Annotated in this window: 21 protein-coding genes; 10 read left to right on the top strand and 11 right to left on the bottom strand. The window is 64.0% G+C overall.

The window, feature by feature from the left end; all coding sequences use genetic code 11:
- Positions 1-13 precede the first annotated feature (13 nt).
- The 4 genes from purU to M1E07_RS02270 form a co-directional block, all read right to left on the bottom strand.
- The gene (purU, locus tag M1E07_RS02285; RefSeq protein WP_461188685.1) at positions 14-952 is read right to left on the bottom strand and encodes a formyltetrahydrofolate deformylase; all 939 of its coding nucleotides are present in this window, start codon (positions 950-952) and stop codon (positions 14-16) included.
- A gap of 3 nt (positions 953-955) precedes the next feature.
- On the bottom strand, positions 956-2,917 hold the full coding sequence (locus M1E07_RS02280; protein ID WP_461188684.1) for a BCCT family transporter: 1,962 nt from the start codon (positions 2,915-2,917) through the stop codon (positions 956-958).
- Positions 2,918-2,997: 80 nt separating this feature from the next.
- Positions 2,998-4,413, bottom strand: coding sequence for a ferredoxin reductase (locus M1E07_RS02275; protein ID WP_461188683.1), 1,416 nt, complete (start codon positions 4,411-4,413; stop codon positions 2,998-3,000).
- A complete protein-coding gene (locus tag M1E07_RS02270; protein WP_461188682.1) occupies positions 4,410-5,714 on the bottom strand; it encodes an aromatic ring-hydroxylating oxygenase subunit alpha in 1,305 nt (434 codons plus the stop codon). Before M1E07_RS02270 ends, M1E07_RS02275 begins: the two co-directional genes overlap by 4 nt.
- Positions 5,715-5,874: 160 nt before the next feature.
- Between M1E07_RS02270 and M1E07_RS02265 the strand changes: the two genes are divergently transcribed.
- The gene (locus M1E07_RS02265; protein ID WP_461188681.1) at positions 5,875-6,807 is read left to right on the top strand and encodes a LysR family transcriptional regulator; all 933 of its coding nucleotides are present in this window, start codon (positions 5,875-5,877) and stop codon (positions 6,805-6,807) included.
- A 61-nt stretch (positions 6,808-6,868) separates the two neighbouring features.
- Here M1E07_RS02265 and M1E07_RS02260 read toward each other — a convergent pair whose 3' ends face one another.
- Both M1E07_RS02260 and M1E07_RS02255 read right to left on the bottom strand, forming a co-directional pair.
- Positions 6,869-7,678 (bottom strand): IclR family transcriptional regulator, encoded by an 810-nt coding sequence (locus tag M1E07_RS02260; protein ID WP_461188680.1) that lies wholly within the window; start codon positions 7,676-7,678, stop codon positions 6,869-6,871.
- Between the two features lie 132 nt (positions 7,679-7,810).
- The gene (locus M1E07_RS02255) at positions 7,811-9,067 is read right to left on the bottom strand and encodes a helix-turn-helix transcriptional regulator (protein WP_461190464.1); all 1,257 of its coding nucleotides are present in this window, start codon (positions 9,065-9,067) and stop codon (positions 7,811-7,813) included.
- A 194-nt stretch (positions 9,068-9,261) separates the two neighbouring features.
- On the opposite strand from M1E07_RS02255, the gene hxlB reads away from it, so the two are divergent.
- Both hxlB and hxlA read left to right on the top strand, forming a co-directional pair.
- A complete protein-coding gene (gene hxlB / locus M1E07_RS02250; protein WP_461190463.1) occupies positions 9,262-9,864 on the top strand; it encodes a 6-phospho-3-hexuloisomerase in 603 nt (200 codons plus the stop codon).
- 48 nt (positions 9,865-9,912) lie between these two features.
- Entirely contained in the window at positions 9,913-10,536 is a 624-nt protein-coding gene (gene hxlA, locus M1E07_RS02245; RefSeq protein WP_461188679.1) for a 3-hexulose-6-phosphate synthase, read from the top strand.
- Positions 10,537-10,698: 162 nt separating this feature from the next.
- Here the strand turns inward: hxlA and M1E07_RS02240 are convergent, their stop codons facing one another.
- The 4 genes from M1E07_RS02240 to M1E07_RS02225 form a co-directional block, all read right to left on the bottom strand.
- Complete coding sequence (locus tag M1E07_RS02240) at positions 10,699-12,072, bottom strand: MFS transporter (protein ID WP_461188678.1); 1,374 nt, start codon at positions 12,070-12,072, stop codon at positions 10,699-10,701.
- Between the two features lie 39 nt (positions 12,073-12,111).
- Entirely contained in the window at positions 12,112-13,587 is a 1,476-nt protein-coding gene (locus M1E07_RS02235; protein ID WP_461188677.1) for an NAD-dependent succinate-semialdehyde dehydrogenase, read from the bottom strand.
- Positions 13,588-13,606: 19 nt separating this feature from the next.
- Complete coding sequence (locus M1E07_RS02230) at positions 13,607-14,857, bottom strand: iron-containing alcohol dehydrogenase (protein WP_461188676.1); 1,251 nt, start codon at positions 14,855-14,857, stop codon at positions 13,607-13,609.
- A 155-nt stretch (positions 14,858-15,012) separates the two neighbouring features.
- Positions 15,013-16,980 (bottom strand): helix-turn-helix domain-containing protein, encoded by a 1,968-nt coding sequence (locus M1E07_RS02225; RefSeq protein WP_461188675.1) that lies wholly within the window; start codon positions 16,978-16,980, stop codon positions 15,013-15,015.
- Between the two features lie 481 nt (positions 16,981-17,461).
- Here M1E07_RS02225 and M1E07_RS02220 point away from each other — a divergent pair, with 481 nt between their 5' ends.
- From M1E07_RS02220 to M1E07_RS02190, 7 genes are all read left to right on the top strand, one after another.
- Positions 17,462-18,211, top strand: coding sequence for a GntR family transcriptional regulator (locus M1E07_RS02220; RefSeq protein WP_461188674.1), 750 nt, complete (start codon positions 17,462-17,464; stop codon positions 18,209-18,211).
- Entirely contained in the window at positions 18,208-19,926 is a 1,719-nt protein-coding gene (gene atzF / locus M1E07_RS02215) for an allophanate hydrolase (RefSeq protein ID WP_461188673.1), read from the top strand. Before M1E07_RS02220 ends, atzF begins: the two co-directional genes overlap by 4 nt.
- Before the next feature lie 24 nt (positions 19,927-19,950).
- Positions 19,951-20,925, top strand: a complete 975-nt coding sequence (locus M1E07_RS02210; protein WP_461188672.1) for an ABC transporter substrate-binding protein — start codon at positions 19,951-19,953, stop codon at positions 20,923-20,925.
- Positions 20,922-21,842, top strand: a complete 921-nt coding sequence (locus M1E07_RS02205; protein ID WP_461188671.1) for an ABC transporter permease — start codon at positions 20,922-20,924, stop codon at positions 21,840-21,842. Before M1E07_RS02210 ends, M1E07_RS02205 begins: the two co-directional genes overlap by 4 nt.
- Before the next feature lie 38 nt (positions 21,843-21,880).
- A complete protein-coding gene (locus M1E07_RS02200; protein ID WP_461188670.1) occupies positions 21,881-22,678 on the top strand; it encodes an ABC transporter ATP-binding protein in 798 nt (265 codons plus the stop codon).
- Between the two features lie 213 nt (positions 22,679-22,891).
- Complete coding sequence (locus tag M1E07_RS02195) at positions 22,892-23,278, top strand: hypothetical protein (RefSeq protein ID WP_461188669.1); 387 nt, start codon at positions 22,892-22,894, stop codon at positions 23,276-23,278.
- A gap of 169 nt (positions 23,279-23,447) precedes the next feature.
- Positions 23,448-24,506, top strand: coding sequence for an LLM class flavin-dependent oxidoreductase (locus M1E07_RS02190; RefSeq protein ID WP_461188668.1), 1,059 nt, complete (start codon positions 23,448-23,450; stop codon positions 24,504-24,506).
- 77 nt (positions 24,507-24,583) lie between these two features.
- On the opposite strand, the gene M1E07_RS02185 is transcribed toward M1E07_RS02190, so the two are convergent.
- A complete protein-coding gene (locus M1E07_RS02185; RefSeq protein ID WP_461188667.1) occupies positions 24,584-24,943 on the bottom strand; it encodes a hypothetical protein in 360 nt (119 codons plus the stop codon).
- Positions 24,944-25,270: the final 327 nt, after the last annotated feature.

Here is a 25,270-nt window from a genome sequence, read left to right as displayed (position 1 = left end):
GCTTGGGTTCGCGTTAGCGGAATACGACGGTGCGGGTTTTGTTGAGCAGGACCCGGTGCTGGCAGTGCCACTTCACGGCCCGTGCCAGAGCTTGGGTTTCGGCGTCCCTGCCGACCGTTACCAGGGCGTCGGCGTCCAGGCTGTGGTCAACCCGGAAGACCTCCTGCTCGATGATCGGGCCTTCGTCAAGGTCGGCGGTCACATAGTGGGCGGTAGCACCCACCAGCTTTACGCCGCGGTCGTAGGCCTGGTGGTAGGGCTTGGCGCCCTTGAAGCCGGGCAGGAACGAGTGGTGGATATTGATGGCACGGCCGCGCAGGTTTCCGCAGAGTTCGTTGGACAGCACCTGCATGTAGCGGGCCAGGACCACGAGGTCCGCGTCGTACTCCTCCACGAGTTCCAGCAGCCGGGCCTCGGCCTCGGGCTTGGTTTCGGCGGTGACCGGGACGTGGATGAAGGTCAGTCCTGCAGCCTCAGCCATGGGGCGGAGGGTTTCGTGGTTGGAAACCACGACGGCGATTTCCGCACCCAGGCTGCCGGCCTGCCACCGGAAGATCAGGTCGTTGAGGCAGTGCCCGAACTTCGAGACCATCACCAGCAGCCGCTGCGGACGGCCGTCGTTGATGGTGAAGTTCATACCGAAGTCCTCGCCGATTGGCTGGAACGCTTCCGTGAGAACTTCGACAGTGTCCGGAACGTCGGTGTCTGCCGGTGCTCCTGCCGCGAAGGCGGTACGGAGGTAGAGATTGCCGCTGACGTGGTCATCGAACTGCTGGTGCTCCACAATGTCGAAACCGCGGTCAGCCAGGAACGTTGTAACGGCCCGGACAATGCCTGGCTTGTCCGGGCAGGACAGGGTCAGGACGAATTCGGCCTTGCGGGTTGCGGCGGTTGCGGCACCCACCGCGGCAGTCGCGCTGCCAGGCGAGCGGCTTTCAAGAAGAATGGTCACGGTTTACTCCTGGGTGCTGGTGGCGGGCTTGGTAGTGGCGGTTGGGGAATAGGTGGACGCGGGATTGGCCGTAGTGGAACTGCCCGGGCAGGCGCTGTCCTCCGGGCAGCGGTCTCCGCATTCGTGCTTGGTAACCAGGTCGAACTGTGCCCCGCCATGCTGGTCCACGCCGGCGCGGATGGCGCGTTCGACGACGGAGGTGGCCAGTCGCTGCCGGAGCGACATCGGGTCGCGGCGCAGGTCCTTGACCAGGGCGAAGCACAAGAGCAGCATGACCAGCACGAATGGCAGTGCCGCCACGATGGTGATGCGCTGCAGGCCTGCCAGCGCTTCGGACGGTTTATCGCCGCCGGCCAGCAGTAGGACAGCTGCGACCGCACCAGTGAGTAGGCCCCAGAAAATCACCAGGCCGCGCTTCGGATCTGCCGAACCGTTGGAGCTCAGTGATGACATCACCAGGGAGGCCGAATCTGCACCGGTGACGAAGAAGATCGCTACAAGGACCATGGCCAGGACGATGACAGCTGCAGTGAGCCAGTCAGGCATGGACAGGTTCTTGACGAGGTCGAAGAGCGCTCCGTCGAAGTCGATGGACGGGCTGCCGTCTGTCATGGTGACCAGTCCCGGCTGGCCCGCGGCGTCCGCTGCCTCCTGCACCTTGAAGGCGCTTCCGCCGAAGATACCGAACCAAAGCACGCTGACGATGCTGGGGACCAGCAAGACGCCGGTGACGAACTGGCGGATGGTGCGCCCGCGGCTGATCCGGGCGATGAACATGCCTACAAAGGGCGTCCACGATACCCACCAGGCCCAGTAGAAGATGGTCCAGCCCGACATCCAGGTGCGCAGGGACTCGTCCCCCACGGCCTCGGTACGGGACGACATCTCCGCCAGGTCCCGGGCGTAGTCACCGACGGCCGCCGGGATGAGGTTGAGGATGAAGAGTGTGGGCCCGGCGATGAAGACAATGAGCGCCAGGACTACCGCCAGGACCATGTTGATGTTGGACAGCCACTGGATGCCGCGGCTGATGCCGGACACCGCCGAGGCCACGAAACAGGCCGTAAGGATGGCGACGATGGCCACCAGGACTGGGGTGCCCAGCTGGCCCACCCAGCCGTTCGAGGTCAGGCCGCTGCCGATCTGGAGGGCTCCGAGGCCGAGGGACGCTGCCGTGCCGAAAAGGGTGGCAAAGATGGCAAGGATGTTGATGAATTTTCCTACCGGCCCCTCCACGGTCCTGATGCCGAACAGGGATGTAAATGCGGCGGAGATCAGCTGCTTGCGGCCCAGGCGGTAAGTACCGTACGCCATGGCAATACCCACGACCGCGTACATGGCCCAAGGGTGCAGGGTCCAGTGGAAGATGGAGGTGGCCATCGCCGTCTGGATGGCTTCGGGCGTCTGCCCGTCCACGGTTCCAGGCGGTGGTGAAACGAAGTGGTAGAGGGGCTCAGCCACGCCGTAGAACATCAGCCCGATGCCCATGCCGGCGGCGAACATCATAGAGATCCAGGAAATGGTCCGAAACTCGGGCTTTTCGCCGTCCTTACCCAGTGGGATATTGCCCCACTTGCCCAAGGCCAGCCAGAGGACAAATACAACAAACAATGAGGCCAGGACCATAAAGAGCCAGCCGGTATATTCCATTACCCAATCAAGGGCGAGAGTTGACGTGGCGGACAGGCTGTCCCTGCCCAGGAATCCCCATGTTACGAAAGCCAGGGCGAGAACGCCGGTGATTCCAAAAGTGGCCTTGTCGAGGGTGAGCTTGCGGTTGCGTCGCTCGGAGACGGCCTGTTCGGCGCGGCTCTGGCGCAGTTCCTGCATAATCTGCTCGGTATCCTCTGCATCCGCCTCCGGGCCGTGGGAGGAAGGAGAGTTCTCCGATGCAGGACCGAGTTTGGGCTCCTCCAGCTCAAGAGGGGGTTGGCCATCCGGTCGGATGTCGCTGTTCAAAGCCATGTCAAGTCCTTTGGTTTGAATTCATGGGCTGGAGCTGTTCAGGGGTTGGGCTTCGCCTTGAGAGCGGGTTGGAACAGGGGTCAGGCATCGATCACCAGGTCCGTCTGTGCGGTGGAGCAGCAGGGCAGGAACTTGCCGGCAGTGATTTCCCGTGCCCGGATCCCGCCCTGGTGGTTCATCTCGATCTCCCCTGAAAGCTTGACGACTTTGCAGGAGCCGCACATGCCTTCCTTGCAGTTCGCGCCGATCCTGACGCCCGCGTGCTGGGCGGCCTCGAGGATGTGCTCGGTGGGGTCGATCCGGACGTTGATGCCGGTACGCATGAAGGACATGGTGAGGCTGCCTGTTCCCACCGTGTCGAAGCTCGAGGCGTCAGGGGAAGCGGCTTCCGGCTCCACGCCCGGGCTGCCGGCGGAGGGGTCGGAGCCGGGTGTGTCCGGGTTGATGATTTCCAGTGGCAGCCCCGAGGCCTGCAGGGTTCCGTCGGTGTCGTAGCCAGGTTCGTAGAGCCCGAACGCGGCGGGCTGGCTTTCAAAATAGTCCTCGGCGGATTCGGCGATCTCCTCGGCGATTTCCTCCGCGACGTCTGCTGCAAATGCCACCTCCGCCTGGTATTCAAGGAGCGTCTGGCGGTCTCCCGAGAAGAACTCCATGTAAATGGAAGTGTCGTCGACACCGACCTTTTTGAGGAGCTCGGTGGCGGTGTTCAGGTAACCCTCGGGACCGCATGCGTACACCTGACGGCCGTTGGCGTCGGGGGCCACCTCCTCAAGCATGGCTGCCGTCAGCCTTCCACTGAGCCCTTCCCACCCCTCCGGTACACTGCGGTCGCCCAGCGAGTAGTAGACGTTGACGCGTGAGTCTACGGAGGCGATGTAGGCCAATTCCCGGTGGAAGGCAAAGCCTCCAGTATCCGAGCCGTGGTAGAGCACCACAACATCGGCGTGTCCGGGCAGGGAGTGGATGGTCCGCACCATGGACATGATGGGAGTGATGCCTGCGCCGGCGGCCAGCAAGAGGTACCGTGCCCGCCGGTCGGCATCGGGCAGGTGGAATGCTCCCACCGGTCCCAGCATCTCAAGAACGGTGCCGGGTTTGACGTTCTCGTGCACCCATGGCGATACCAGTCCGGTGGGGTCGCACTTGACGGTGATGCTGAAGGTCCACGGCTCGGTGGGCGAACTGGACAGCGAGTAGCTGCGGTCCACCGGTTCCTGGTCCTCGCCGTTTACGGGGAATGCGACGTTCACGTACTGGCCCGCACGGAACGCCAAGGGCGCACCGTCGCAGCGGCGGAACACGAAGGTCATCATGGCGCCGGCCTCGGGAATGGTCTCAACGCATTCGGCCATGAACTCCTGCGGATGCCATGGGCCCAATGCACGGGCTGCCCGGGCTGGCGTCTCGGGGCATCCCATCACCCTGTTCCACGGCATCTCAAGACCGCGGATACGCTGTGGTTCCTGGATTGCCGTTTCAGTGATGAGTTCCATCATGCCAAGTGCTCCTGCACGCGCTGCACGTACCAGTTGATGAATGCCTCGACCTGGTACTCGCTCTTCATGTAGGGGCCGGGCTCGTAGGCGGGACTGCCGGCACCCTGCTGGCACAGCTCCACGAACGCCTTGTCCTGCAGGTTCGTCTGCTTCCAGGTGTAGGTGAGCTTCTCCAGGTCGTAGTCGACGCCTTCGACGGCGTCGTCAGCCACGAGCCAAGTGGTGCGTACGAGGCTCTGGTGTTCGTTGATGGGGAAGACACCGAACGTGATGACGTGGTCGCCGAGGAAATGGAACCAGCTGTTGGGCTGCAGGTGCATTGAGCAGCGGCCAAGGCGGAAGTCGGGCAAGTCGCCGAGCAGCTTCTTGGAAAGCCTGCGCCCGTCGGCGGAGAACGATTCACCGTCTCCATCGAGTGATTCGCGTGAGATGCGGATTCCCGCGATGCGGGTGTCAAGCTGCTCGACCACCTCGTAGGGAAGGCCGTAGCGGCGGCATCGCTCCTCGAGGGAGGACTGGGCCTCCTTGTTCCGGTTCCACACTTCCTCAAGATGGGTCGGGATCAGGCCCTCCGTCAGGCCCCAGGTGGGGAAGAGGGAGCAGGCGAGCTCGGGGTGTCCGTCGCAGTGGTAGCACTCACGGTTGTTCTCCATGACGAGCTTCCAGTTGCCCTCTTCGATGATGTTCTGCTGGTAGGCGATTTTTGTCTTCGAGAGATCATGGGGCGCCAGGTAGGGCTCAAAGATCTTCGCGGTTTCGTCGAAGTCCGTTGGCGGTTCATCCGCAATGCAGACGAAGATGAGTCCTGCGACCTCGCGGCCGTGGGCGCGCTTGAGGCCGAAGCAGCTCTTGTCGAACTTCGTTTCCCCCGGCGCGGAGGCATGGATCAAATTGCCCTCCGGGGAGTAGGTCCAGGAGTGGTAGCCGCAGACCAGGTTTCCGGTTGACCCGGCAGCTTCGGTCAGAACGCGGGCACCGCGATGGCGGCATACGTTGTGCAGGACGTTCACGGCGCCGTCGTCGTTGCGCAGCACAATCAGGGAGTAGGGCCCGTAGTCGACGGTGACGTAGTCGCCCGGTTCCGGCAGTTCGGCGGTGCTGGCGGCAAAGATCCAGTGCTGGCCGAAAATGGCCTCCATGTCGAGCTTGAAGATCGAGGAGTCGGTGTAGAAGGGGGCATCGAGGGAGTAGCCGGCGCGCCGGAACTCAAACAGCGCGGTGATTTCTGCCAGCTGCTCGGCAGGCAATGAGGCAGCGAGTTTTCCGCGTGAGTTGAGGGGCACGTTCACTGAAGCAGTCATGGGTTTCCTCCCGGGAGGCAAGGGTAAGTGGGTGTTGCGTGTCAACCACGGGTGCGTAGGTGGTAGCGGCCGAGTGGAAGAACTTGTAAGCATGAGATTAGAGTCACAGCAGCTGCAATAAAAGCGCAACATTCTGAAGATAACCATGCAGAATAGGTGCATGATCGATGCGAGACTCATCACTCTTCGCGTGTTCGCCCGGTGCGGCACCATCGGCGCGACCGCGGAGCTCACGGGTTATTCTCCCTCTGCCGTCTCCGCGCAATTGCGGGAGCTCCAGCGCGTGCTTGGAATGCAGCTGCTGACGAAAGACGGCCGGGGCGTGCGGCTTACCGCCACGGGTCGCTTTATCGTGGCGGGCTCGGATCCCCTCATTGCCCAATGGGAGAGCCTGCGCGCGGCAGCCATGGAGGCCGGCGACCAGGTGCAGCCCCATTTTGGCCTCGGCGGATTTTCCACTGCAGCCGCCCAGTTGCTCGCGCCGCTGGCCGCCACCCTGCGGACAACACGCCCCCTGCTGGAGGTACAGGTTCTTGAGGCTGATCCGGCCCGGTGCTTCGACTTGTTGGTTGCGGAACGAATCGACCTTGCAGTTATTGTCGCCATGCAGTCCGACACTTATGGTGAGGACGATCCGCGCTTCGAGCAGACAGTTCTGCTCGACGATCCACTGGACGTGATCATTCCCGGTGACCATCCGCTCGCATCACGGGAAACAGCGACGCTTGAAGAACTGGCATCGGAACCGTGGATCACGGAGACCGCTGGTTCCACCTACCATTCCCTCTTTACCGCGGCATTCACGGCAGTCGGGGTGACACCGCGCATTGCCCATGAGGCCGTTGAATGGGAAACGCAGATCGCGTTCGTGGGTGCGGGGCTGGGCGTCGGCCTGCTGCCCCGGCTGGCGCCTCTGCAGGGTGCCGAGAACGTGGTTCGGCTACGTATCACCGGTAAGGCAAAACCCACGCGCCGCATCGTCGCCGCGGTGCGCAGGGGCAGCATCGCCTCACCCCTGATTCAGGAGTCGCTCCGCATCCTGCAGGTTAATGCCAATCGGATCCTCACCGCCCGTCCCGAAGAGGATCTCTGAGCGCTGCCGGCGCGGGCGTCCTGGCGTTCAGCAGCTTCCTTATCCTTGCGTGGACGCTGACTCAACGGGCGGTGTAGCCCATCTTGGCGCTGACCTGCAGCCCGCCCTGCTTCAGCGCTTTGATCAGTCCCGGGATTTCCTCCGGATCAAAGCGGAAGGCCGGGCCGGAGATGCTGATGGCCCCGATCACGGCACCCATGTGGTTGTAGACCGGAACGGCGGCCGCCGTCAGGCCCATCTCGAATTCCTCGCGCACCACCCCATAGCCGTCGCGGGCGACGGCGAGCAACTGGTTTTCAAGTTCCGTGCGGCTGGTGATGGTCCGCGGAGTCCGCTGCGGCAGCCCGGCCTCCTTCAGAATGCGGTCCCGTTCCTCGGCGGGCAGCGCCGCTAACAAGACTTTCCCGCTTGAGGTGGCATGGAGCGGCGTCAGGTTGCCCACCCAGTCATAGGTGGCCAGGGTGGAGGGCCCCATTGCCTGGTCAACATTGACGGCGAAGTTGGATCGCAGGACGGCGAGATTCACCGTCTCCTTGAATTCCTCCGCCAGGGCCTCAAGCACGGGCCGGGCCTCCCGGACCAGGCTGAGCCGGCCGGGGATGGAGCTGGCCAGCCGCAGGATGCCGAACCCCAGCTGGTACTTTCCGCGCTCGCTGTTCTGGTGGACCATTTCCCGGCTCACCAGTGACCCCAGCAGCCGGGAAACGGTGGACTTGTGGATGCCCATCTCCTCGGCGATGTCGCTCACGCCGGCATGGCCGTCCCGCGCCAGGATCTCCAGCACCGCCAGTGCCCGGTCCACGGACTGGACGCCGCCGTGCTGGCCCGCCTCCGCATCGGCGTCGGGTTCGCGGTCAGTGTTCGAAGCCATGGTCCATACTCTCGAGTAGTTTGTGCGGCTCGCTCTCCCGCGATGAGGCCGCTTGCGGCGTCCTCCCGGTCAGTTCCACTGTTTCGATCCTAGACCGCGGACTGTGACGGAGGTGATATTGCGCTAAGTGGCTTAACGCAGCCCGCTGCTGTGTGCGAGCGCGATCGCTTCCGTGCGTGAGGACGCCCCGATCTTCCGGAAGATGTTCCGGAGATGGAACTTCACGGTGTTTTCGCTGATGTGGAGCTGCCCTGCGATGGTGCGGTTCCGCTGGCCTGCGGCCAGCAGCTGAAGCACCTCGAGTTCCCGCTCCCCGAGCTTCCATCCCGCTACGTCTGTGAGTTGGCGGGCGGGAGGATCGAGCGGAATGGTGACGGCGACATCGGCGCCCCAGCCTGGCATCACGTCCACTCCCATGGTCCCGTCGAGCACCTCAACGCGCTGGACGAGGCGCGCCATGGCCGGCGCCGACGCGGACAGTTCGCCGGGACCGTCGTCGCGCACATTGATGATGAGGTTGACGCCGTCGCAATCCCATTGCGTGCGGATCCGGCCCACTCCGCCCTGGTCCACCATGGCCAGGACCAAGCCGCGGACGATTGCCCTGGCGGCGTGTGCCACCTCGCCGGGGAGCGCCCGGCCGTTCACCGGCGGCTCGATGAATTGGACGTCGATCCCGCTGAAGTTCATCAGGGGCCGCAGGTCCTCGCGGAGGCGCTGGAAAGCGGAAGCCACGGGTTCCTCGACGAGGTCGGTGGTGCGGTCGCTGAGGGTGCGGAGGCCCACCAGCGCCTTGGCCGCAACCTCTGTTGCTGCCTTCCGGGCAGCGGCGTCGGCGAGCGCCGGCGACCTTAGCGCTGAGAGCAGGGTTTCGAGGGTGGTGGAGTGCTGGTCCACCAGTTCCGCAGTCACCCGGAGGCGTTCCGCCGAGGCGGCGCGGGATTCGATGAGGTACGACGGCGGCGCATCGGCCACCTTTTCGCGGATCCGCTCGGCTGCCATCGTCCAGAGGTAGTGGAGGATCCACTGGGCGTCCGCCTCGCCGTCAGGGCCCGGTTGCGGTTGGGTGCTGGACTGCGGATGGGGGTTGGGGTGCGGGTCCGAGAGGACCAGCAGCGCATTGCTTGGCGATGAGAAGGCCAGGACCGGGCGCACGGCACCGCCAAATGTGGCCTGCCCGCTCCAAGTATGGCTGTCGCCGGCGTCGTTTCGGGCTTCGGCGAGTGACGCCCGGATGGCATCCAACTCTGCGACGGACACGCGGCTGATGATGGCCTCGTCACCGGCCTTCTTCTGCGGCCTGCCGGTGCAGTCCTCGGTGAAGATCACGAGGGCGCTGGACCTGACGTACGGGTTGAGGGCGTTGCGCAACCGGTGCGCCATCTCCATCAAAGGAGCCGTGACAAGTGCGGCAACTGCCTGGAGCAGGGCTGTATCGGGGCGTTCCACCTGCCCAGTGTACGGACCAGGCGGGAGAGAACCTACTCCTTTGGGTAGTTAGGACCGCCCAATGATGGCGTTTTACCTGCCCCTTGCACGGGCGACGATGAATGAGTCACAACGTCGAGAAGGAGGTACTCGCCATGAGCGCCATCGCGGAAACTGATCCGGCTGCCCTGACCGGAACATCGCGGGCATTTGACCGCAACCGGGCCCTTGTCCTGAACGAGATCAGCGACGTTTTCCAGGGCGTTGACCCCGCAGAGGTCGCGGCCCTGGTGACCGAGCTGCGGCTGGCGGACAGGGTCTTCGTGACCGGCGCCGGACGCAGCGGCCTTGTCCTGAAGATGGCGGCGATGCGGCTGATGCACCTTGGATTGACGGTGCACGTGGTTGGCGAGACCACGGCGCCGGCCATCCGCGCAGGTGACCTGCTGCTCGCGGCCTCCGGTTCCGGGACCACAGCGGGCGTCGTCAAAGCGGCGGAAACCGCCGCCGCCCAAGGTGCCCGCGTGGCTGCCTACACCACCAGCAAAGGTTCCCCGCTTGCGGCCGTTGCTGCCGCCGTCGTGCTTATCCCGGCTGCCCAGAAGACGGACCATGGTTCGGCGGTGACACGCCAGTACTCGGGGAGCCTCTTCGAGCAGGTTCTGCTCGCCACCACCGAGGCGGTGTTCCAAAGCCTCTGGGACGAGGACTCAACCGCGCCCGAGGACCTTTGGCTGCGCCACGCAAACCTCGAATAAAAACCCCTCCCCCGCCTACCCGTTTGTCCCAAACCGAAAGAGAAAAACATGAAACTGCAAGTAGCCATGGATGTCCTCACCGTCGAAGCTGCACTCGACCTGGCCGGCAAAGTCGCCGAGTACGTGGACATCATCGAGCTGGGCACGCCACTGGTGAAGAACGCCGGGCTTTCCGCTGTCACCGCTATCAAGAATGCCCACCCGGACAAGATCGTATTCGCGGACATGAAGACGATGGACGCCGGCGAGCTGGAAGCCGAGATCGCCTTCGCCGCGGGCGCGGACCTGGTGTCGGTTCTCGGCAGCGCCGACGACTCCACCATCGCCGGTGCGGTCAAGGCTGCCAAGGCCCATAACAAGGGCATCGTGGTGGACCTGATCGGTGTCCCGGACAAGGTGGCCCGGGCCAAGGAAGCCAGCGCCCTGGGTGCGAAGTTCATCGAGTTCCATGCAGGCCTGGATGAGCAGGCCAAGCCGGGCTACAACCTGAACGTGCTGCTGACCGCCGGCGAAGAGGCCCGCGTGCCGTTCTCCGTGGCGGGCGGCGTGAACCTTTCCACCATCGAGGCCGTGCAGCGGGCCGGCGCGGACGTGGCAGTGGTTGGCGGTTCCATCTACAGCGCGGACGATCCCGCGGTGGCCGCCAAGGAACTGCGGGCGGCGATTATCTAGGCTTATTCGCTGGCTTCGGCTGTCAAAATCACTGGACCCAGCCGATGACCAAGCCCCGGTTCGCATCACGACGGCGGCCCCGCACCTTTTGGTGCGGGGCCGCCGTCTGAGCCTGCCGGGTCTATCCCTGACCCGGAAAGGTCCTTTTTACTTCAGGCTGTATCAGTTCGCGCTTACGCGCTCCTGCGAAACAGCTGCGTTCTTCTCGTCCAGCTCTTGGGCGGCAGTGATGCGCCGGTCCAACTTGCCGAGCGTTTCCGGTGCGAGGAATGTCGCCACAACCGTGATGACGCCGATCACGCTGAAGTAGAGGATCACCCAGCCGGGCTCGCCGTTTCCTGCGTTCAGGAGCGCCACGGCGACCAAAGGCGCGATGCCGCCGGCGAGAACCGAGCCGAACTGGTAGCCCATGGACGCGCCGCTGTAGCGCAGTTTGGTGGAGAACAGTTCTGAGAAGAAAGCGGCTTGGGGGCCGTACATGGAGTTGTGGAAGACGGCGAGCCCGATGATGATGGCGAGCGTTGCCAGCAGCGCGCTGCCGGTGTCCGTCATGACGAAGTAGAGCGGGAAGAACAGGAGTCCGCCGATGGAGCCGAACAGGTACAGCGGCTTGCGCCCGATCTTGTCCGAAAGAATGGCCCACAGTGGTACGGCGAAGACGCCGATCGCTGAGGCGATCAGGACTGACAAGGTACCCTGGTTGGCCCGCTCTGCTCCGAAGGTCCTCATGATGTAGACCACTGAGAAGGTCGTGTACAGGTAGAACGCGGAGTTTTCTGCCAGTCGCATGCCGACGACGAGCCAGATGCCCTTGGTTTCCTTCTTCATGGCTTCGCCCAGCGGCTTCTTCGAGGTCTGCTTTGTCGCAACCAGTTCTTTGAAGTCGTCGGAGTCCTCGAGTTTGGCGCGAACCACCAGACCGATGACGATCAGGACCACGCTGAGCAGGAACGGCACTCGCCACGCCCACGCATCGAAGACTTCGGCGGGCACGGAGGACTTAACGATCAGGACGCTGGAGTTAGCGAGCAACATGCCGGCCGGAACGCCCATCTGCGTGAAGCTTCCGAAGAACCCGCTGCGGCCGGGAGGGGCGTGTTCAATGGAGATCACCGCCGCGCCGGCCCATTCGGCTCCGGCGCCAAAGCCCTGCAGCAGGCGCAGCACCGTCAGCAGGATGGGGGCCCAGACACCTATCTGGGCATAGGTGGGAAGCAGCCCCATGGCCAGGGTCGCGAAGCCCATGATGAGCAGCGACAGCACCAGCATGGGCTTGCGGCCGATTTTGTCGCCGAAGTGGCCGGCGAACATGCCTCCGAAGGGGCGTGCGACGAAGCCGACGGCGTAGGTGACGAAGGCCAGAAGGAGCCCGGTCGCCGGGTCCTGTTCGGGGAAGTAGAGGCGGCTGAAGACGCCGGTAGCGGCGAGAAGGCCGAAGATGTAGTAGTCGTACCACTCGATGGTGGTACCGGCGAAGCTGGCAAGCGGTACGCGCCAGGCCGCCTTCGCCTTGGTTTTGGTGTTGGAGATCGTCATTGGTCTTTTCTTTCGGATGGAATTGGGGGGAGCTGCGGGCTACCAGTCGACTGCGATGTATTTGGTTTCGGTGAAGTCCAGCAGGCCCTGATGGGCACCTTCGCGGCCGAGGCCGCTCTGCTTGACGCCGCCGAAGGGTGCTGCGGGGTCGGAAACAAGTCCCCGGTTGAGGGCCACCATGCCGCTGTCGATGCGTTCGGAGACCCTGAGCCCGCGGCGAAGGTCCTCCGTGAACACGTAGGCTGCGAGGCCGTACTCGGAGTCGTTGGCGGCGGCGATGACTTCGTCTTCGGTGTCGAAGGGGATGACCGAGGCCACCGGCCCGAAGATTTCCTCACTGACCATACGGGCCTGCAGCGGGACGTGGGTTACGACAGTGGGCGGGTAGTAATATCCGGTGCCGTCGATGGCCTTGCCGCCGGCGAGGAGCCTGGCTCCCTGGCTGACCGCGTCCCGGACCAGCGTGTCGACTTTGCGGACACTGGCTTCGTCCACGAGCGGACCGACCTCGGTGTCAGGGTCGGTGCCCGGACCTACCCGCATTGCGCCCATGCGTTCGGCCAGCCGGTGGGCGAACTCGTCGTGGATACCGTGCTGGACGTAGATGCGGTTGGCGGCGGTGCAGGCCTGGCCACCGTTGCGCATTTTGGCGATCATGGCCCCGTCCAGGGCCAGATCGAGGTCAGCGTCGTCGAAAACCAGGAACGGAGCGTTGCCGCCGAGTTCCATGGAGCACTTGAGCACGTTGTCGGCGGCCTGGCGGAGCAGGTGGCGTCCGACGCTCGTAGAACCGGTGAAGGAGAGCTTGCGAACCCGCGGGTCCGCAAGGATCGGCGTCATCACGTCGCTTGTTTTGCTCGTGGTGATGACGTTGACCACGCCGGCCGGGGTTCCCGCGTCGATCATCAACTGGGCGATCGCCAGGGTGGTCAGCGGCGTGAGCGTGGCGGGCTTCAGCACGGCGGTGCAGCCGGCGGCCAGCGCCGGCGCCAGCTTCCGGGTGGCCATGGCCGCCGGGAAGTTCCAGGGGGTGATCAGCACGCAGACGCCGACCGGCATGTGCTGGACCAGGATCCGGTTGGAGCCCGACGGCGAGACGGACACATCGCCGATGATCCGGACCGCTTCCTCGGCGTACCAGCGGAAGAACTCGGCGGCGTACGCCACTTCTCCCCGGGCGTCGCTGAGGGCCTTGCCGTTTTCGAGGGAGATGAGGTGGGCGATCTGCTCGCTGCGTTCGGTCATCAGTTCGAAGCAGCGGCGGAGGATTTCGGCGCGGCGGCGCGGCGGCGTCGCGGCCCATTCCGGGAACGCTGCTGCCGCGGCGTCGACGGCGGCGAGGCCGTCCTCGACGTCGGCGTCGGCGATGGCGGTGATGGCGGAAGCGTCGGAGGGGTTGATCACCTCAACGGTGTCTCCGTCACTGGCGTCCTGCCAGTTCCCGGCGATCAGCAGCTGGCGGGGCACCGTCAGCCCGTCGACGTCGAGCGGTTCAGAAGTTGAAAGAAGTGTCATCAGGAGTCCTTAGTGCTGATCAGCGGATGGTGCGGTCGCCGGTGTAGGCGGCCTGGACGATGGAGGTGACGGCGTCGAGGTCGAGCGGCACGGGGTTGTTGTCGATGAGGCGCTTGGAGTTCAGCGAGAGCTTGGCGATCTGGGCGAGGTCGCTTTCCTGCACGCCGAGGTCCTTCAGCGTCGGGGGCAGCTCGATGGCGGCGATGACCTCGTCGATTGCATCAACGCCTGCGACGGCGGCGGCGCGCTGGTCCAGGCCGCGGATATCGCGTCCCAGGGCTTCGGCGATCTGCGCCAGCTGCGGCTGGATCGCTTCGAAGTTGTGGCGGACGACGTAGGGCAGCAGGAGGCCGACGCCCACACCGTGGGGGGTGTGGGTGAGGGCGCCTACCGGGTACTGGATGGCGTGTGCCGCGGCGGTGCCGGCGTTGCTCAGGACCACGCCGCCGTAGAGTGCCGCGAGCATCATCCCGGCACGGGCCTCGGTGTTTTCCGGGTCCTTGTAGGCGGTGACCAGGCTGCGGCCCACGAGTCCGATGCCGTTCAGGGCAATCGAGTCGGTCAGGATGTTCTTGCCGACGAAGACCCGTTCGGTGGCCAGGGTGGGGGTGGGTTCCCGGGTGATGGCGGTGAAGGACTCGACCAGGTGCACGAAGGTGTCCGCGCCGGTTGCGGCCGTCAGGGACGGCGGGCACGAGTAGGTCAGCTCGGGATCGCACACCGAAGCGAACGGGATGATGTGCGGGCTGGAGATGCCCATCTTCATGCCGAGGTCAGGATCGGAGACGACGGCGATAGCGGTCGCTTCGGAACCCGTACCGGCGGTGGTGGGCAATGCGATGACCGGCTTGGTGGGGCCGGGAACGGCGAATTCGCCGTAGTAGTCGCTGGGCTTGCCGCCGTGCGTGAGCAGCACGGAGACGACCTTCGCCATGTCCATGCAGCTGCCGCCGCCGAAACCGATAATGACGTCGATCTCCTGGCCCTTGAGCTCCTCGACGCAGGCCAGGATGCCCGGCGTCGGAAGCTCGGCCTGGGTGTCCCCGTAAACCCGTATGGTCAGGTTCCTGTCCTCAAGGCTGCGGACCAGGGCCTGAAGTTCCTCTGAGACGGCCAGCCGCGGATCGGTGCAGACGAGGACGTTGGTCCCGAATTCGGCTGCGATATTGGCGACGGCGAAGCGCTGCTGGGCGCCGACGACGATGCTCCGCGGCAGGCGGAGGACGCCGAAAGTTGCGGGACGGATACCCGCTGCATGCGCACACGACATTGTGAATAACTCCTAGAGATGGGATGGGCGGCTGCCCGAAAGGTGCCGCAGATCTCAGCATTCCAGAGCCACGTGATCGCCACCATGTAGCTTGAAGCCACACAAATCCCTTGCGTGTGTGTTCCAGCGCCATGTGCTGCGGGCAGGCTTTGGGGTTAGGAACCGTACGGACTTATGCCGGCTGTCTTGATCCGCCACAGGCGCAGCGCCACGAAGACGTCAAGGGACCGGCTTCCCCTACGCCATGTGGAACCGATCAGGGCGTCTATCCGGTCCAGCCGTTGCCTCAAGGTATTGGGGTGGATATGGAGGGAGTCGGCTGCTTCCTGCATGGCGCCACCGTATTCCTGGAACGTCCAGGCTGTGAGGACCAGCTGTGTTCCCCGACGTTCGTCGTAGCTCATGAGTGGACCCAGCTGTGCGGTCAACAGCTTTCCGGTAAAGGGGCTGTCCATCGCTCCAAGCAGCATCCCTGCCGTACCCAGGGCGGCCCGGTCCGCCGCCTCCCCGTCGCGCGACAGGGCATGCAGTGCGCGGAGGACGGTGTGGGCTTCGGTATGGGCAGCGGACAGTCCGGCAAAGCCGGATACTGGTTCTGATGTTCCGACGCTGGCCGTGATGCGTCGCCGTTTCAGCTCGTCAACGATGGACTGGCCGGTGTCCGTTGCCCGGCCTTCATCCGCACGGCTGTCACGTCGTTCGAGGGGTTCTATGATGCACAGGTGTGATTCGTGCAGGGCGATGATTCCGGGGGTCCCCTCGCGTTGATGCCTTAGCACGGAGAGCGCACGTTGGCGCTGGTCTTCGCTGACCCCCACGACGCGCACCACGAGCTGAAGGTGGTTTGCCAATCCGAATTGTCCTGCCCTGCGGGTGAGCGCCGCCACGTGTTCAGAACGTGGGCTGAGCAGGTCATCGATGAGTTCGAGCTGGAGCCGATATTGGGCGTCCTGGAATGTGCGTTCAAACAGCAGCGACACGCTGAGCACCAGGGCGCTGCGTTCCAGGACCGCGAGCCGGGCGGGGCTCAGTTGCTCGGCGACGATGAGGGAGGCGAGATGCTGGTCGCCCGCCACGGCGGACATAACCGTGTACTTCTTGTTCTTGACCTCAAACTGGACGGCCGAGCTCTTTGCTGCGGACTCCTCGGCCGCCGTCAGGGCCGGCAGGGTTCCGAAGTCGCCGTCCGGCACAATCCCCGCCAGCGGCTCGCCCATGGGAGAAACCAGGACAACAGGGGCGTCCAGGGACTCGGCCAGCAAGTTGAGCAGGTGGGGAAGGCTGCCGGTTGAGGCCAAGGTTTCCATAAGTCGCCGGTCCAGGCTTGAAAGCTCCTCCAGGGCCTGTACGTGGGCTAGATTCTGCCGCTGGGCCTGGTCCAGCCGGCTAAGGGCACCCGCCATTTCGCTGAAATAGCGGGCGTTCTCCAGCGCGACGGCTGCATGAGTGCCAATAGATTCCATGAGGGCCACGTCGTCACTGCTGAACTCGTGCGCATGCCTGTCGGCGACCAGTAGAGCGCCAATTACTTTCCCCGCTGCGCGGAGGGGAACACCCATGATTGCCCGGACGCCCTCAGCTGCCACGGCAGTGTCGCTGGACTCCAAGTGGGATTTTGACTCGTCCAACAGATAGTCGGCGCTCTGGGCCGGTGCCTCACCGGTGGCCACGGCGCCGAGCACGCCTTCTCCAAGGGGCATCCGGATGTTGCGGAAGAGAGCCGTCGTTGCGCCGTCGGTGACGCGGACATAGGACTCACCGCTGTCGTAGTCGTTCAGGCTCAAGTAGGCGATGTCGCTGCCGATCAATGACCGGGTGCGCCGAACGATGGCCTTGAGTACGGCCTCGACGTCGCGTATGCCGGTCAAGTCGGTGGCCGTATCGTAAAGGACGCGCAGCAGGCCCTCCCGTCGGCTCGCCTCCCACAACCGTGCGTTCAACCGGCGTGCAGCCGCCGCAGTGGGCTGATCAACAACTCCTGCGTCCAGCCAGGCGGATAGCGTTGTCTCCAGTTCAGCCGCCGAAACGCCACGATCAAGCAGAGCCATGAGTTGGCCCGTCCCCTTGGTGTCGCCCGACGGGCCTCCACCGGTGTGAGCGGCAGAACTGGCATTGACACTCATGAACGTAATGCTAGCCCGGGGCCAGGCGGTTAGAGCCCTCGGCCAGGGCCACGAACGCCTGGAGGTCGCGCTCTCACCCATTCGGGAAATCAGAAGGAGTAGTCGTGAGCAGTTTTGCCTTCTGTCCACATGTCGAAGGTTTCATCCATGACGAGCATGCCGTGACGGTCACCGGCATCCAGCATGCCTGGCTAATGGGGTTGTGCGCGCCTCGGATTGCATCGGAGCCGGCTTCCTTGAGTAGCTGGACGCGGCACCCTTCTGCCCGGCCAAAGGTAGCGGCCCCGAGAATGCCGTCGTCGTGGTGGATGCAGGCACCGCGCAGCTTCAGCGTCCGACCATTGGCGCGAAGGCCCTGTTCAGTCCGAACTAGGTCACCGGGACGTCCGTAAGCGGAAGACACAATTCCGAAATGTGCCAGACCTATTTCTTTAACACTCGGCGCAGTTCCGCGAAACATCATGCCCCTAGCGTGGGGGCCATGGATGCAGCCTTGTATACACAACTGGATACGAGTTCGAATCAGGAGCAGGCAGTTAAGGGGCGCCGCTCCGGAGCGGAAGTTTACGAGCGCTTGCGGACCGAGCTTCGGTCGGGTCGGATTTCCGGTTGGGACCGGCTGGCTGAGGAACCGCTGGCGGCCCGCTTCCGCGTCTCCCGGACCCCAGTCCGGGAGGCACTTACCCGGCTGGTTTCCGAAGGCCTTCTGGAGCGGCGGAACGGCGGGATCTATCTGACCTTGCCGTCCTTCGAGGAGCTAGCGGGACTCTACGAGCTGCGGGTGACGCTGGAACTGCGTGGTATCAGCCGGGCGGTCGAAGACCCCTCCATCCGCCACGACCGGCCCACACTGGAGGCAGCCCTGAAGCGCTGGTCCTGCTACCTAGAGGATCCGCCCGCCCCCTCACCCCGGTTCGTCAGCGAGGACGAAGAATTCCACGTCACGTTGCTGGCGTCCTCCGGAAACCCGGCCCTGACAGCGGCCCTGGTGACTGTCAGTGACAAGATCCGATCGGTCCGCATGTATGACTACCTGACGGCAGACCGCATTGCTGCCACCATTACCGAGCACAAGGCCATTTTGGAGCTGCTGCTCCAAGACCACCTATCACGAGCCTATGAGGCACTGCATGCCCATATTGGCGCCTCGCAGGAAGTCGTCATGGATCGGGCCGCAAAGGCTTTCGCCAATTTTGCCCAAATCAACAGCTCTCGAGAGGACACCCCGTGAATCAGTCCCTGCCCGTGCGCTCCGCCGCGCCCGTGGACCGCGTCCGTCAGGCCTACCGCAACATCCGCTCCGCGGACCGGCCCGAGGTATGGATTCACCTGCGGCCCGAATCCGAGGTGCTGGCCGAGGCCGAGGCGCTGCAGATGCGCTTTGCCGACCGTGATAAGCCCGTCCTTTACGGAATCCTGGTCGCGGTCAAGGACAACATCGACGTTGAAGGCCTGCCCACCACGGCAGCCTGCCCCAGTTTCGCGTACCAGCCAAAAACCAGCGCGGAGGCTGTGCAGCGCCTGACCGCGGCAGGTGCTCTCGTTCTCGGCAAGACGAACCTTGACCAGTTCGCCACCGGCCTGGTTGGAACCCGCAGCCCCCACGGCCCGGTCCGGAACGCGCACGAACCAGAGAAGGTCTCCGGCGGCTCCAGTTCGGGTTCAGCTGTGGCAGTTGCCCTTGGAATGGTGGACGCGGCTCTGGGTACGGACACTGCAGGCTCCGGACGCATCCCTGCAGCCTTCAACCGGATATACAGCATCAAGCCCACCATCGGGTACGTCCCAACTTCCGGGGTGGTGCCGGCCTGCCCGTCCTACGACTGCATCAACGTCTTCGCGCAGGACCTGCAGACCACCGGCGCTGTTACCGCAGTCATGGCCGACGCAGGCCGCCGAACCAACCTTGCGCTCCCGGCCGATTACCTGCTCGCGGCAAAGGCGGCGCCGACCGTCGCGGTGGCAGACCCTGCAACGCTGACGGACCTGACCGAGGATTGGCGCAAGGCTTACGACAGAGCCGTTTCCCGTGCCCGAGGTTTGGGCTGGCAGACAGTTGTCGTTGATATCAGCGAACTTCTTGCGGCCGGCCAGCTACTGTACTCCGGCGCCCTGGTTGCCGAACGACATGCCGCTGTCGGTGCTTTCATTGACCAGGGTGCGGCTGATCTGGATCCGACAGTGTCGGGAATCATCTCCCGTGCGGGCGAACACAGCGCTTCAGACCTGGCCCGGGACCAGCAGAAGGCGACCGGGTACCGGCGGCGTGCGAGGAACCAGCTGTCCGGCAACGATGCCCTGCTGCTGCCCACCGCACCCTTCCACCCCCGAATGGATGAGGTCCAGGCCGACCCTGTCGGCGTGAATGGCCGGCTGGGCGTCTACACCACGTTTTTGAACGTGCTCGACATGGCCGCCGTCGCCTTCCCCTCACTGGACGATCCCGATTTTGGGCTGTCGCTGATCGGACCGGCCTTCACTGACCAGGCCCTGTTGGATCTTGCCGCACGCTTCACCGGCACCGACGTCGCCGCTGTCTCCCTCGTCCCGGAGCTGGAGCTCGCGGTCTTCGGCGCCCACATGCGCGGCGAACCACTCAACCCGCAGCTGGAGGCCCTGGGGGCCCGCTTCATCCGGGATATCACCACCGCCCCGGACTACCGGCTGTTGGCCCTGCCATCCACCACGGCCGTCACGAAAGTCGCGCTGGTCCCGTCGCAGGACGGTGCCGCCCTCGACGGCGAACTGTGGCGCCTGACTCCCCACGCGCTGGGGCTGCTCCTGGCTTCGGTCTCGCAGCCCCAATCCTTGGGCCAGATTCGCACGGCGGACGGCACATATGTATGCGGCTTCCTGACCGACAGCGCGGTCGCAACGGAAGCTACAGACATCACAGAATTCGGCGGGTGGCGTTCCTTCACCTCGCCGGCCCTCATCAACAACTGACACCGTTTCACGTCGAAAGGCATCATGCGCACTTCCCATCTCCCCCTTGCCCTGGCCGTTACCTCTATCGCTGCGGCTCTCGCCCTGACCGGCTGCACCGGCGAACCCTCAGCACAGGCTGACGACGGCGGCGAGGTCATCCAGATCGCCACCCTGCGCCAGCCACACCTGTTCGCCCCCTACGTGTATCAGGACTTCGCCCCGGAAGGGGTCACCATCGAGGTTGTACCCATGACCGACTCCACAGCGATCAAGAACGCTGTGGTCAACGGCGACGTGGAATTCGGTGTCCTGGGTGTTCCCGCCGTACTGGCCGGTATCTCACAGGGCGAAGACGTCAAATTGATCGCTTCGGCCGCAGACGGGGGTACCGGAATCGTCGGAGATGCGGACATTTCCGGGGCGGAGGGCTTGCGCGGCAAGAAGGTTGGCTACGTACCCGGTTCCTCCCAGGAGATCCTGCTGCGCCAGACCCTGGCCGAGGCGGGTATGAACGCCGACAGCGACATCGAATTGGTCAACATTGGCTTCGCGGACATGCCCGACGCCCTTGAACGCGGAGATATCGACGCGTTCTCCAGCGCGGAGGTCGGCCCTTCAATCGCCATTCTGAACGGCGCCCACAGCATCGTCTCCCCCTACGAAACACCCATTGGCAAAGTCAACATCGGCTTGGCCACCACCTCCGGGCTCATCTCCTCCAATCCAAAACTCGTCCAGGACGTCGTCGATACGCATATCCGGGCCACCAACCATCTGCTGGCCGACAAGAAAGCCTGGGCCGAAGGTATCCAGGCCAACTTCAGCTTCGACGATGACGTCCTGTCCCAAGCCCTGAACAACATCTGGTTGCGCAGCGCCCTCGGCCAGGACTACCAAACGCAGGTCAGCGAACTGGCCGACCGCATGCTCGAACTTGGAACGCTGGAAAAACTGCCCGACGACACCAAGATCTTCGACACCACCTTCATCGAAGCTACGGAGGAGCAGGTCTCATGATCACCGCAGGAACCGACACCCAAACACTTCCCCACACCGCGCAACCGGCAACCGATTCCACCTTGCTTCCGGTAGCGGCACCGGCGCCAGGACCGGCGTCGAAGAGCAGCCGACGGGCCCCGGCATGGGCACGCCAGCTGCTCCTGGGCCTGCCGGTACCGCTGCTGCTGGTCCTGCTCTGGGACCTGGGTGTGCGCAACGGCTGGACCCTGCCCTTCGACATCCGCATGTCCCAGGTCCCGGCTCCTCTGGCTGTTGCCCGCAGACTGGCCGACATCGCCTTCGGCGGATTGATCAATGACCCCTTCTCCGGCCAACTGGCCAAACATACGTGGGCCAGCGGCGTCCGCGTGATCTCCGGCTTCACCCTCGCCACCGCGATCGCCATCCCACTCGGCGTGCTGATGGGACGATCCCGACTGCTCTCTTCCCTGCTCGACCCGGTCATCAACCTCATCCGGCCCATCCCGGTCACGGCCTGGGTTCCGCTGGCCCTGATCATCATCGGCATCGGCGACCGGGCCACGATATTCCTTGTCTTTCTGGCTGCGTTCTTCCCTGTCCTGCTCAACACCATTACCGCCGTCTACCAGGTCCCCAACCGGCTCCTTGAAGCCTCGGCCATGCTCGGCACACCCCGCAGCCAGGCGCTCTACAAGATTGTTATACCGGCTGCAGCACCGGGCATCATCGGCGGCCTGCGCATTGCCTTGGGCTTGTCCTGGGTGATCTTGGTCGTGGGTGAAACCACCGGCATCCGCATCGGTCTGGGCGCCATGATCAACGAGGCCCAGGAAGTGTCCAAAACCGACCTGGTTGTCGCCGGCATGGTAATCATCGGACTCATCGGATTCCTCACCGACAGGCTGCTCGTCGGTCTGGTCAAACTCACCGCCGGCCGCCGGCCCATCCTCTGACCACCATTGCAGGCCCACAGAACCATAAAGGAAAACACATGAGACCACACCCCGAACCGTCGCCGGCCGGTACCATATCGATCACCGAACTCGGCAAACGATACGGCGAAGGAATCTTCGCCATGCGCAATGTCGACCTGCAAATCACTTCCGGAGAATTCGTAGCCATCGTCGGGGCCAGCGGATGCGGCAAAAGCACCCTGCTGCGCATGCTTGCCGGCTTCGAGCAACCCACCGAAGGGCAGATTCTGCTCGAAAACAAACCCGTAAACGGCCCAGGGCCCGACCGCGGAGTGGTCTTCCAGGACTACGGCCTGTTTCCGTGGCTGACCGTCAGCGAGAACGTCGCCTACGGACCAAAACAACAGCGCCATCCAGCGCAGGTGGTCAAACAACGGGCAGCCAAGTTCATCGACGTCGTCGGGCTGAGCCGGTTCGCTGACAAGTTCCCCCACCAACTATCCGGAGGCATGCAACAGCGTGTCGCCATCGCCCGGGTCCTCGCCAACCAACCCTCGGTCCTGCTCATGGACGAGCCCTTCGGCGCACTGGACGCACTGACTCGCTCGCAACTACAAACCGAACTCTCCCGCATCCACCGCCAGGTCGGAACCACCGTCGTCTTCATAACCCACAGCATCGAAGAAGCCGTCTTCCTGGCCGACCGCGTCATCGTCATGGCCGGTGGCGCCTCCCACGGTATGCCCGGACACATCCGCTCCATCATCGACATCAACCTCGGCGAGGAACGTGACGTGACCTCCGTTGAATTCAATACACTCAAACGCGAAATCTCCACCCTCGTACACGAAGGCGTCCAGTCCCAGACAGCGTAAAACCACCCGACACGGCGCCCGGTGACATAGAAGCTCACCGGGCGCTACGCAAGTTAGGGTGGGACTGATGTCCGTCAGCGGCCTGACCGGTCCTTGCGCTGGAGACCTCGACCGCTCACCGAGTGGATGTGCTCCGCATGCATAGCGGCGGATTCCGGGACCCAGCCATTCTTGCAACTCCATATCGCAACTTCACCCTTGGATTCGATAGTCATGATTAGCTACGAGACAAGGCACCCGATCTTTCCGCTCTTCCTGCGGGGGCTGCAGTTATCGGACGCACGCACCTTGCCTGTGTTTGTGGGCGCGCACGGGCTCGACATCGACCATCTCTCCGACCAGCTCCGCGCCGGTGCCCGGCCATCCGCCCTGTATACCGTGCCGGACTTCCACAATCCGTCCCAAGGCACACTCCCGGGCGAAGCACGCAGGGAGCTCGTACGGCTGGCCGAGCACTACGGTTTCGTGGTCCTGGCCGACAACCCCTACCGCGGGCTGCGGTTTGCCGGCGAGCAGGAGTGCGTGGAGGAATTAACAACTCCGATCATGTCCTCCACATCAACACCTCCACAAAGACCCTGGGCCCGGGGATGTGGATAAATCGAAACGGGCACAAGCCGCGGCACGCTTGGGACGGGCACTGCTGCACCAGCGTAGGTAGTGTCTTCACCAATGACACACAGGGAAACTTCCCGCCATTGTCCGAAGAACCGTCACGTCCGGGGCGCATATTCTGAGGATCAGCCGTACCCGATCCGGAAGGAAGCCCATGCCTGACCCTTCACGTCCCTTAAGCAAGCTTGGATTCCTCACTATTGGCCTGTTCGATCCGGCGGATCCCGCCTCGGGGCACCAATCCACTTTGCAGATCATCGAGTTTGGTGAGCGGCTTGGATTCGACAGCGCCTGGCTGCGCCACCGCCATCTGCAGTTCGGGATCTCCTCCCCCGTCGCGGTGATGGCCGCTGCCAGCCAACGCACTTCCCGGATCGAGCTTGGAACCGCTGTGACCCCGCTGGGCTGGGAAAACCCGTTGCGCCTGGCCGAGGACCTGGCCACCGTGGATCTGCTTGCCGGGGGACGAATCAATCCGGGGCTGAGCGTGGGGGAACCGATGCACTACGACACAGTGAAGTACGAGCTGTACCCGGATTCCTCGGAGCTGGAGGACTTCAGCTATGCCCGTGTGGATCGGCTTGCCCGTCTCATCGCAGGGGAACCGGTGCGGGACTTTTCCGGCAGGCAAGGTGTGGTCGAGGAATTCTCAAACCGCATCGAGCCGCACTCTCCCGGGCTGCGTGATCGCCTTTGGTATGGGGCCGGCAGCAGGAAGTCGGCCGCATGGGCCGGTGCAAACGGCTTTAACCTGCTCTCCAGCAGTGTGGTCTTCCCCGAGACGGATCAGGAACAGGACTTTGCCCTTGTGCAGCAATCGCAGATTCGTGCCTTCCGTGAGGCCGCCGCAACGTCAGCACAAGTGCATGGGCAGGCCCGGGTTTCTCAGGGCCTGGTGGTGATCCCTACCGATTCGGCATCGCCGCGTCAGCGGGAGAAGTACCAGCAGTACGTCGATGAACGCACTCCGCGCACACGAACGCGGCAGGGGCCGAAGGGCATGCTGTTCGCCCCGGATCTTATCGGCACCAGCGATGAAATCGCCGAGCAGCTGTACGCGCACGCAGGATTCCGGGAAGTCGACGAAGTGGCGTTCGCACTGCCCTTCAGTTTCGACCAGGAGGACTACGTCCAGATTCTTACCGACATCGCCGGTAAATTGGGTCCCACCCTGGGATGGACTCCGGCTGAGGCTGGGCAGGACTCGCAGTAAGCGGCACGGCATCCGTTTCTTTCGCAGCCTTCCTGCCGTTGCCTTGAGGAGACAGTGGCCGGGGCCTTTGCCGGTGGCTATCCGCTGGGGCTGCAGGGGGCCAGCGGGGCTGGGGCGGGCGTGGATGCGGCCAGGGAGCGGATCTTGGCGATGAGGGCTTTGGTCCCGGGGTCCTTTTCCAGCCTGGCAATCGTTGGTGCTACCGCAGTTTTGAATTCGGCGATGCCCTGTTCCGGCGCCGTAAAGATGGTCCCTCCGCTTTGACAGTAGGCGGCGGCCTCTGCTGCAGTTGCGGGCATTGATGCGGTGGCCCATGCCCGGGTGCCGTCCGCCGCCTGCTCAAGGACGCGGCGTTCGTTATCGCTCAGCCCCTCCCGCAGGTCCCGGTTGATGACCAGGGTGTTGATTTTGGGATAGAGCACCAGGTTGCCCGCCACGGTCGTCGGCTTCGTCAGACCACCTGCACGGGAAACTCTCAGCCAGACAACCCACATCGAGGATCCGTCCGCCCGCCCCAAGGCCAACACGTGGTAAACTCCGCCTCTTACCGCTGCGCCCCCGAGCCAAACAGTATTTCGACTTTGCTGACAGACTTAGCGGTTTTCACGCGACTGCCGGTCTTCCTCCTATGGGTATTGAGGGCCTCTTTTTGTCCACTTTCGTGCTACTGGCATCCCTGCGGATTACACGTGGGCGTATTCTTGGGCAACGCTGACGGCAGGATAGATGCGCCAGACGAAAGATGAAGCGTAGAGGGCGGGGAC

Source organism: Arthrobacter sp. Z4-13 (assembly GCF_054792705.1).
This window is presented reverse-complemented; position numbering and strand designations above follow the sequence as displayed.